At 69.7% G+C, this 8008-nt stretch carries 4 protein-coding genes; 2 read left to right on the top strand and 2 right to left on the bottom strand.

Annotated features, from left to right (window positions below; genetic code table 11):
* Nucleotides 1-102 precede the first annotated feature (102 nt).
* Complete coding sequence (locus ACF1AG_RS34575; protein ID WP_229900745.1) at nucleotides 103-357, bottom strand: hypothetical protein; 255 nt, start codon at nucleotides 355-357, stop codon at nucleotides 103-105.
* A 102-nt stretch (nucleotides 358-459) separates the two neighbouring features.
* Between ACF1AG_RS34575 and ACF1AG_RS34570 the strand changes: the two genes are divergently transcribed.
* Together ACF1AG_RS34570 and ACF1AG_RS34565 are read left to right on the top strand one after the other, a co-directional pair.
* Entirely contained in the window at nucleotides 460-1266 is an 807-nt protein-coding gene (locus ACF1AG_RS34570) for a Hachiman antiphage defense system protein HamA (RefSeq protein WP_114876333.1), read from the top strand.
* A 47-nt stretch (nucleotides 1267-1313) separates the two neighbouring features.
* A complete protein-coding gene (locus ACF1AG_RS34565; protein WP_114876334.1) occupies nucleotides 1314-4856 on the top strand; it encodes a DEAD/DEAH box helicase in 3543 nt (1180 codons plus the stop codon).
* 137 nt (nucleotides 4857-4993) lie between these two features.
* On the opposite strand, the gene ACF1AG_RS34560 is transcribed toward ACF1AG_RS34565, so the two are convergent.
* The gene (locus ACF1AG_RS34560) at nucleotides 4994-7513 is read right to left on the bottom strand and encodes a Helicase associated domain protein (RefSeq protein WP_391811041.1); all 2520 of its coding nucleotides are present in this window, start codon (nucleotides 7511-7513) and stop codon (nucleotides 4994-4996) included.
* Nucleotides 7514-8008 lie beyond the last annotated feature (495 nt).

Genomic DNA, 8008 nt, shown 5'->3' with positions numbered 1-8008 from the left:
ACACCGCGAGCCGGGCAACGCCGGTTGCCAGGGTCGCGGCCATCCTCAACTACCTGGCCGAAACCACACGAAGGAACGCGATAAAGCCCGGCCCGCCGCCGGTCAGCCGATCAGCTTGTGCAGCACGGGGACGCTGAGCCCGAAGGAACCCAAGCCCGCGGCGACGGCTGTGGGCACGGACTTGTCGTGGAGGAACATGAGGCCGCCCATGACGAGGCCGATGATGACGGCCGCCAGGAACACCACGGCGGCGTGCACCGACAGCAGCGGTGTCTCCGACGGCGTCCCTGCGCCGGCCGGGGCGGGCGGTTCGGGGCGGGCAGGTATGGGGGAGCGCGGGTGCGGGTCCCGAGGCATCGGGAGTCTCCTACGAGGCGGAGACCGACGGTTCGAGCTGGCCTAGCCTTATCCCAGGTGCGTTCGCCGACCAGGCGCGGCGCCGGGGGAGGGCAAGGGCGCGTGTTCGACAAGTGGCTCAGGCCGCAGGACGTAGAGCAGCCGGACGGGCTGCTGGGGTACCAACTGCTCGCCGACGAGGGGCTGATCGAGGACGACGAGCTTGTCGAACGGCTGGGCCACGAGGTGATGCGCAACTACCTGGTCCCCGGTGAGCTCGCCAACGTCTTCGACGACCTGGGCGCGCCGGAGGTCGCGGGCTACCTGCGGGTGAATAAGTTCCCCGTGGACCGCAAGATCCGGCACGGGGACTTCGGGGAGATCATCACCGGCGCCCTCTACCGCAGGGTGCGCCGCTGGTGCGTCCCGGTCCTGAAACTGCGCTACAAGCAGACCCCGGCCCAGGCCGTGCAGGGCACGGACGTGCTGGCGTTCCGCTTTCGGCAGGACCCTCCGGCGATCGCCGTGCCGGAGGTGAAGACCCGCGCCTACCGGGACAACCGGGTCGGCAGCGAGGCGTACGACAGCCTGGAGAAGGTGCTGGACAGACTGGACGAGAGCATCCACTTCCTCATGGCACGCTGCGCTGACCGCGGACAGGTGTTCCTCGCACGCCGGCTCGGCTCCCTGCTGCGCGATCCAGGGCGGCGCCGGGTGGAGCGGCACATGCTCTTCGTTCACGACGCGGGGTCGTGGAAGGAGGACATCGTGGCCGGGCTCGGCGTGAAGGTGACCCAGCGCACCGAGCTGACCGTGGTCAAGATCGACGATCTCAAGGAGTTCGTTGGCCGCGTCTACGAGGCGGCAGAGACGGCCCCCAGCACCACCAGCAGCGGCAAGGACAGCGGAACGGCGGCGGGAACAGCGTGAGGGACGACGACGGGACTGTACGGCGCCTGGGTGAAGAGGCACTGGCCATGGGAGAGGCATCCCCGGTCCTGCGCAAGCAGCTGCGCTCCCACGTCCTGGCCGAGCAGATCAGTGCCGAGGGAACGGCCGGCTACACTTACGACCCCGCTTCGCTACGCCGCGGCCTCTCCCTCGCCCGGCTCGGGCAGCTGGCCCGCACCCCTCGTGAGCGCCGCGCGGATCCGGGGCCGCTGCCGGACATCGCCCAGGCCTACGCCGACCTCGCAGCCCGGGCCAACACGCCAGAGGCACGGATCGAGCTGCTGGCGATCTCGGCGACGATGTGGAGCCTGGCCGGCTACCAGGCCAACGCCACTGCCATCGCCCACACCTTCCAGCAGGAAGTCGGCAACCTGTTCTCCTACGGGGACATGCCCGACACCGACGCTCTGACCGCCGCCGCCCCGTTCCGGATCGCTGAGGCCGCCGGCGCGGTCCTGCGCCGCGACATCGACACCACCGCCCGGCTCGGCGCCGCCGCAGCGAGCGAACTCCCACGCCTCGGCCGCGCACTCACCGCCCAACTCGCCGCTGGTAACGCCGAGCAGGCGGACCTTGCCGTGCTGGCCGCCTACGGCCTGGTCGGCCGCTCGGCACGCTCCCTGGCCACCCTGTGGCGTACCGGCGACCGCACGGCTGGGCGCGCCGCGATCAGTGACCTGAAGCAGGCCGCAGCCATCCTCCTCCAGGCCTCCGTCGTGGACACCTGGACCCTGGTTGACTCCCTCGCCCACGCTGTCGAGGACATCGTCGCGACCTCCCCGTGGCTCCTGCTGCGTCGCGCCTCCACCTGGTCGAGGACCTGGGAGCGCTACCTCAAGGCCCTGATCGTCTCGGACCGCCCGCTCACCCAGGTCTGGCCCTCCCAGCGCACAGCCCTGGACGCCGGACTCCTCGACACCCGGAACCACAACTTCACGGTCACCATGCCTACCTCCGCAGGCAAGACCCACATCGCCGAATGGGCCATCCTCCACGCCCTCGCCGACACTGGCGAGGCCGACGACAGCCCCCTCGGACTGCTCCTGCGCTTCATGGACCCGCCACTGGCCGTCTACGTGGTGCCCACCCGCGCGCTCGCCGCCCAGGTCGAGCGGCACCTCGCCGCCAGCCTCGAACTCGTCGGCCTGCGCGTCTCCTCCCTCTTCGGCGGCGCCGAACACGTCCGCTACGAGAACCAGCTCCTGGACTACACCGACGTCCTCGTCGTCACCACCGAGAAGCTCGACCTGCTGCTGCGAAACACCCCCGAGCTCGCTGGCCGGCTGCGCATGGTCCTCGTCGACGAAGGGCACTCCATCGACCGGTCCGCCCGCGGGCTCCGCCTGGAGATGGTCCTCACCCGGATTCGCCGCACCACCCCGCAGGCGCGGATCGTCCTGCTGTCCGCGGTCCTGCCAAACGGCGAAGACATCGCCCGCTGGCTGGAGCCCACCGCCGACGGCACCAACCACGCAAAGATCGACTGGTCGCCCTCCCAGCTACGCACCGGGATCTTCTGCTGGCAGGGGCAGGAGAAGGACGGACAGACCGGCAGCATCCACTACGGCACCGCCCAGGGCAGAGACTTCTTCGTACCCAAGGTGCTCACCCGCCACCTCAGCCGCAGCCGACTGTCCCCGCGTGCCACCAAGGACGTCGCGGCCGCACTGGCGCTGCACTTCGAACGCCTCGGCCCAGTACTGATCTCCACCACCCAGCCCGCCTACGCGCAGGCCGCCGCGCGCGCCCTGCAAACGGCACTGCAAAAGACCGACACCCCGGTGCTCGGCGTACGGAACCAGCAGGATCAACGCCTGGCGCTCTCGGAGCGGATCGCCGAGCACCTCGGCGAGGACCACGAACTCACCGTCATGGTGACCCAAGGCATCGCTTACCACCACGGCACGGTGCCGCAGTCCGTCCGGCACCTGCTGGAGCGCGCGTACCGCGACGGCGCACTGCGTGTGCTGTGCGCCACCAGTACCCTCTCCCAGGGCATGAACCTGCCAGTCAAGACCGTGCTGGTGCACAGCACCTGGCGGAACCAGGAGCAGATCGGCGTCCGCGAGTTCTGGAACGCCGCCGGTCGAGCCGGTCGAGCCTTCCAGGAGACCGAGGGCCACGTCGTCCTCATCGCCAAGGACGCCGAGGACGCCCGAAAGCTTCGGCGCCGCTACCTAGACAGGGGCAACATCGAACCGGTCCTGTCCACCATTGGTGCGCTCTACCACCGCCTCGCCATCACGAGATTGGGCGCCCGCCCCGCCACGGGACAGAACCTGACGGACATCGAACTGCCCGACCCAGAAGAGGGAGAGCTGACCGACTGGGCGCAGGCGCTCGATCTCCAGCTCCTGACGATGCTTGCCGAAGAAGTCGTGGACACCCCCGACCAGCAGCTGCTGGAGGACGCGGCACACGACCTGCTCGCGCACACCCTGGGCGGCCACCAGATCGGCGCCCAGGAGTGGTCCCTCAAGCCGCTCGCCCGGTTCACCGCCCGCCGCGTTGCCGCTCTCGCCCGACAGCTTCCCGACCCGGCCGCCCGCGCGGCGATCCTGCGCACAGGACTGAGCCTGCAAGGCGGCCTCGACGCGATCATCGCCGCCGAGCAACTCGCGAATACCTTCACCGAGCACCCCGGCCTCCTCGCCCCCGCAACATGGCCAGCCCTGCGCGACATCGTCCTGACCGCCGCCACTACGATCCAGGAACTCCGCCGGAGCGCCACTGCCAAGGACCGGCCGATCGGGGCGGTCGTCCCTCTCGCCGGTGACTGGATCGCCGGCTGGACGCTCCAAGAGATCCACAGCCACTACGAGCTGCTCCTTGACGCCAAGGACATCACCGTCACCTCGGACTACATCGACAAGGTGATCGTCCAAGATCTGGCCTGGGCCGTCTCCTCGATCCTGCAGATCCTCGAGACCCGCCACGGCATCACACCCGAAGGCTTACTCGCCGCCCTGCCGGCCATGCTCAAGTACGGCGTTGACACCGCCCCTGCCTGCTACGCCGCCAGCCTCGGCATCCACCAGCGCAGCGAGGCAATCGAGCTGGCCGCACGCTGCCCTGTTCTCGAGCCGTCCTTCTCTGATTTCACCGGCTGGCTCGGCAACCTCACCACCGACGAGATCACCGCCATCACCACCCCCAGCACCGCGTCCCTGCTCATCCGCAGTGCCGAGCGGCGCAGCCCTCGCACCGTCCAGAAGACCATCCTCAGCGGCCGCGGAACATTCACCACACCCCTGCGCGGCGTCCGGCACACCTACAGCGATGGGTACCTCGCCGATCTGCCTGCGGGAACCGTCCTTGACCTCGTTCGCGATTACGACAACCCGACTGACCCAAACGCCATCCGGGTCGAGCACAACGGCCTTCCTCTCGGCTGGATCGCCAAGGGCACCGCCCGGCCGCTTGCGCTGGCCCTCGACGACCGGCCCGCCCCCTTGGTCACGGCTATCCTGCACACCGACACCCGGTCCCTCGCTGACACCGCAGGCACCGACCAGCTGGCTGGCTACGATCAGATCGATCTCACCATCACCATCAGTCCCAGGGCATAGGGTTCGCAGCCGTCACACGCATCACTTTGCCGCCGACGCCGTCGCAGACAGAGTCCTGATGTCCGCCCCCGCCACACCGCCGTCCGTTCTCTGGGCCCGTGCAGATCACCCTGCCTGCACGGGCCCGCTGCTTGTCGCTACGACCAACGCATCCCGATCGCGGACAGCTTCTCCATCCGCTCCGGCGTCAGCGTCGCTGCCCGGGAGCGCTGGTTCCCGATCCAGGCTCCCAGCTTGTGCTCCCGCTGCTCCTGGTCCTCGCCGACGATCCGCTCGACGTGCTTCCTGGGGACCTGGAGGTGCCCCTCGCGCTCGTAGAACTGGCGGGCGGCCTCGTAGTTCATCGCCCACTTGTCGGCCTGCGTACGGCGCTTGGGCTTTTCGTCCTCGCTGGCGGGTTCGATTCCGAGGACTTGCTCGCACATCCACTGCTGCACGGCCGTGAGCTCGTCCCAGCCGAGCCGCACCGACTGCACCCACCGCCCGAGATCCTCACCCTGGCGCACGACGTCGCCCGTCTCGGTGGGCAGCGCCTCACCGGCGTCCAGGTGCATCCGCACCAGGTGGAAGCAGCGCTGCCACGTGACCGGCCAGCTCGGGCACCAGGACGCGTCGATCTCCTCCAGCTGCTCGCGCCGCATCTGCGACAGCGCCCCGGCCGACGATTGCACCGGCAGCCCCTCCGCACGCCGCCGTTCGACCTCGGTAGCTTTTCGGGCTGCGGCCCGCGCGTTCTTCAGGAAGATGCCCACCCGATAGCCCTGGTAGGTGGCGTCGGTCGGGGCCAGGAGGTGGCCCGCCTCGGCCGCCCAGCCGCGCGCCGCCGCGAGACCTTCCTCCCACGCGACGTCGAAGTGCGACCACACCATGCCCAGCTTCTCCAGCTGTTCAACGCGGTCGGTGTCCATGTCGCCGCGAGCGTAGAAGCGCCGGGCGTCGGCGATCCATTGCCCCAGGGGAAACCCGGCGAGCGAGGCCGACCACCCTTCGGCCTCCACCGCCTGGTCCTCCCCGCCGGGTACCCGGTACGTGTACGGAACGCGGAGGTCACCGTGCAGCCGGTTGTAGATGACGGCGGCCTCCACGCCGCGCCGCCAGTGCTCGTGCTCTGGGTTGAGGACGCGCAGGTTGATGAACGCGGCGAGGGCGGCCGGGTCGCGGGGTGTGGAGAACTTCAGCAGGGCCTTGGCGGGGGCGCTGACGCCTCCGGAGCCCTCGCCGCTCCCGCCCGTGCTCGTGCCGCTGTCGTCCTTGCTGACGGGCTTGTAGCGGCTCGGGGCCTGCTGCTCCGCGAGCGTCTCCACGATCCGCGCGTCGTGCGCCCGCAGCGCCTCCAACAGCTTGGCCAGCCCACCGAAAGCCCGGCTCGTCAGCATGTTGTCCGCCGTCTCGCCTGGCCCGAGCAGCACCGGCACCACGAGCGAGGCCACCTTGCCCTCGCCCGGCTGCATCCGCAGCGCCCGGCCGACGGCCTGGACCAGGTCCGGCATGGAGCCGCGTACGTCGGCCCAGTACACGGAGTCGCAGTTCTTCGTGTCGACGCCCTCGCCCAGCACCTTCACCGAGCACAGGAAGCACTTCTCCACCACGGTGCCGTCCGTGGCGATCCCGGCCGCGAACTCGCCCAGCAGACGCCGCCGGTGGAGCGGCTTGTGCTCGCCGCACAGCCAGTTGGCCCAGATCGTCTTCGGGTACAGCTCGGGGTCGGCGGCGTGCAGCTGCGCGGCGACGTCGGGAAGGCCGGCGGCGAACGCTTCGGCCTCGCGGATCTGGTGGTGGAAGACGAGCGTGCGCCGGAAGTTCTCCTCGGCCGCCGCCTTCACCAGGGCGGTCTGCAGGGCAGCGAGCCGCGCCCCGCGGACCTCTGCCGACCGGCCTTCGGCGCCCAGGAGCTGCGCAGCTTGGAGCGCGGTGTCGGTGACGTCCACGCATACGACCTGGTAGGGGGCACAGATTCCCCGGTCGATGGCCTCCGAGAGGGTCAGGGTGAACGCCCTGCTGCCGAAGGGGCCCTCGGGGTCGTCGTCCATGCTCGCGACCAGCTCGCCGGGTGCGCCGGCCTCGTCCTCGTCCCCGAGCTGCCAGAGCCGGGGTGTGGCCGTCATGTATAGGCGGCGCAGGGACGGGATCTTCTGGTTGTCGTGGACGACCGCCCACGGCTTCCCGATCCGGCCCGAAACGCGGTGGGCTTCGTCCACCACGATCAGGTCCCAAGCCGCGAGGCCCCCGGCGTGCGCACGCTCCAGCGTGCCCAGCCCGAGGCTGGCGTACGTGGCGTACACCGTCACCTTGTCCAGGCCCCGCGTCCACTCCACCAGCTCGTCCACGTCCGTGGTGTTGGGGAAAGACACCTCCTCACCCCGCAGCGAGGACACCCCGATCATCGGCCCCCGGCGGCCCCCCTCGCGCCACGCGGCCTCGGTCTGGGCGAGCAGGTCCAGCGAGGGCACGAGCACCAGCACACGGCCCGCGTGGAGCTCCTCCGCGCTGCGGACCGCCACCCGGGTCTTCCCGGACCCGGTCGCCATAATCACCTGCGTTCGAAGCCCTCGTTCGGACACAAGTGATCTTGCAGGCAATTCGAGGGCGCGCACGACCGCGTCAATGGCTTCTCGCTGGGCTGCCTCGCGCTGGTCAACGCGGTCTGTGCTCGACATACTCGCCTGCCTTCTCCTGGGGTGCCGCCCGGTCGATTCGAGCGGCGGGAAACGAGGAACCTGCACGTAGAGGAGCCGTGAGGTCCACGGTCGGACGGATGCGATCGGCTCGGCACTCTGCCTCACCAGAGCACCGGCAAGGCCGGGTGGTGGATCTCGATATCGCTCCGGAGGGGTCCGGGGTGGTGTTCTCTGAGTCCATAGCTTATCTCGGCTCCAAAAATGAGGCACACAGAATCTCAAGATTCCCTCTAACGTGGCCGAAAGCTGCTAGTTGTGCCTTATTGCAAGCGAATCCAGGGCCTTGACGCTCCCTCAGTCCCCGCCCTCCCTCGAGAGTGGCCGGCCCTCGCGCTCCCGTCACCCACCCGATTACCTGTCACCCTTCTCCTCGCTGCTTGGGCCGTAGGCGCGTTGGCCGCACCGCGCAGCGGGGCCGGCCTTCCGGGTGCGGAGCGCCCGGGGGTGGCTGGAGCGCAGCGGAGGCCACCTTGC

Source organism: Streptomyces sp. NPDC014764, assembly GCF_043082785.1.
In the GTDB taxonomy this organism is placed as follows: Bacteria; Actinomycetota; Actinomycetes; order Streptomycetales; family Streptomycetaceae; genus Streptomyces; species Streptomyces althioticus.
The sequence above is the reverse complement of the archived record's forward strand: the minus strand, read 5'-3'. Positions and strand labels throughout refer to the sequence as shown.

Excerpts from the sequence above, each read along its gene's own strand:
- ACF1AG_RS34575 (WP_229900745.1), bottom strand. The coding sequence starts at position 357 with ATGCCTCGGGACCCGCACCCGCGCTCCCCCATACCTGCCCGCCCCGAA.
- ACF1AG_RS34560 (WP_391811041.1), bottom strand. The coding sequence starts at position 7,513 with ATGTCGAGCACAGACCGCGTTGACCAGCGCGAGGCAGCCCAGCGAGAA.
- ACF1AG_RS34565 (WP_114876334.1), top strand. The coding sequence starts at position 1,314 with ATGGGAGAGGCATCCCCGGTCCTGCGCAAGCAGCTGCGCTCCCACGTC.